The sequence below is a fragment of the Stenotrophomonas pictorum JCM 9942 genome, assembly GCF_001310775.1.
GTDB lineage: Bacteria > Pseudomonadota > Gammaproteobacteria > Xanthomonadales > Xanthomonadaceae > Stenotrophomonas > Stenotrophomonas pictorum.
In genome coordinates this window covers 1-1,559 of record NZ_BAZI01000520.1, presented here as the reverse complement: position 1 = coordinate 1,559, position 1,559 = coordinate 1, and the positions used below count along the sequence as shown (strand labels likewise).

Here is a 1,559-nt window from a genome sequence, read left to right as displayed (position 1 = left end):
CGCGGGCAGGGCGCGTTGCGCGCGCGTGCGCCGCGGCTGTCCAAGGTGCGCTTCACCCGTGCCCAGGACGGGTACGCGATTGCCCTGGCGGCCACGCGCTGCTTCGGGGTGATGCTGGCGCTGTCGTTGCTGTGGTTGTGCAGCAGCTGGAACCAGGGCGGACTGGCGGTGTTCGGCGTGTCCGCGCTGGTGGCGATGGCCTCGGCCGCCCCGGACCCGCTGTGGGTGGTACGGCGGGCCACCCTCGGTCATCTGGTGGCACCGTTCTTCGCCCTGCCCGGCTTCATCGCGATGGCGCTGGCGACCGATTTCCCGATGCTGGTGGCGGTCACCCTGCCGACGATGATCGCCGCGCTGTACATCTCCACCCGCCCCCGGTTTGCGGTGACCGGCATGGCGTTCAATGTCGGCATCCTGGTCTCGTGGAACCTGGGACCGTCGTTCCACCCCAGTGCGCAGGCCTATCTGGACAACTCGCTGACGCTGGCCATCGGCGCGTGCGTGGCGATGGCGGTGTTCATGCTGGTGCCGGGATTGCCGGGCGGCAAACAGCGCCAGCGGCGTCTGCTCGAACGGCTGCGCGCGCAGGTGCAGCTGGCGGTGAGCGCGCCGCTGCCCGGCCTGCTGCCGAAGTTCGAGAGCGTCAGCCGCGAGCTGTTCCAGCAGGTGGCCAGCCGCACCACCCCGGGCAGCCGCGCCTCGCGGCAGCTGTTCGAATGGGCGCTGCTGGTGCACGAGGCCGGCCACAGTGCGATCGACCTGCGCCATGACCTGGCCGAACAATCATTGCCGCCGGCCCTGCAACGGCAGATCGGCCAGGCGCTGGCCCGCCTTGGCCAGTTGTACCGCATGCCGCGCGCGCAGACCCTGCAGGCGGCCCAGGACAGTGTGCAGGCGGCACTGGGCGGACTGTCCGGCCCGCAACCGCAGCCATTGCGCCGCGTGCGCGAGCACCTGTTGCTGCTGCAGATGAGCCTGGAAGACAGCGCCACCGTTCTGGCCGCCCACGTGCAACGTTCGCGCCGCCACCACCGCCTGAAGGAGGCCCGCCATGCCGTATGAAGTTTCCATCGGCGACATCTACTTCCCCGGTGCGCTGGTGCTGGTGGTGCTGTTGTTGCCGGTGTTTGGCCTGCTCGATTTCGGGCTGGGCCGGGTTGGCCTGTACCGGCGCGCGCTGCATCCGTCGCTGGTACGGGTTGCGCTGTTTGCCAGCCTCTACTGCGCGGCGCTGTTGCTGTTTCTTCCCCCCTTTTCCTAACCGAGGTTCCCGATGAAGACCGCCAGCCTGATCCGAGGCGGTGTCACCTGCGTGGTTGTGCTGCTGGCTGCAGTGATGGCCTATGTGGTCTGGCACCAGTACATGCTCTCGCCGTGGACGCGCGATGCGCGCCTGCGGGCCGAAGTGGTGCGCATCGCGCCGGACGTGTCCGGCCTGGTCACCGAAGTCGCGGTGCGGGACAACCAGCCGGTGAAAAAAGGCGAACTGCTGTTCGTGGTCGATCCGCAGCGCTACCAGCTGGCCGTGGCCCAGGCCGAAGCCGACCTGCGCGCCGCCG

The 1,559-nt window shown here is 69.2% G+C and carries 2 protein-coding genes and 1 pseudogene; all 3 read left to right on the top strand.

Features of this window, described 5'->3' with window-relative positions:
• Positions 1–1,062: FUSC family protein (locus JCM9942_RS15650; protein ID WP_172675163.1), on the top strand; the 1,062-nt coding region annotated here is incomplete at its 5' end.
• Complete coding sequence (locus JCM9942_RS15645) at positions 1,052–1,261, top strand: DUF1656 domain-containing protein (protein ID WP_054660780.1); 210 nt, start codon at positions 1,052–1,054, stop codon at positions 1,259–1,261. The genes JCM9942_RS15650 and JCM9942_RS15645, both read left to right, overlap by 11 nt.
• A gap of 12 nt (positions 1,262–1,273) precedes the next feature.
• A pseudogene (locus JCM9942_RS15640) lies at positions 1,274–1,559 on the top strand (efflux transporter periplasmic adaptor subunit); the annotation flags it as partial.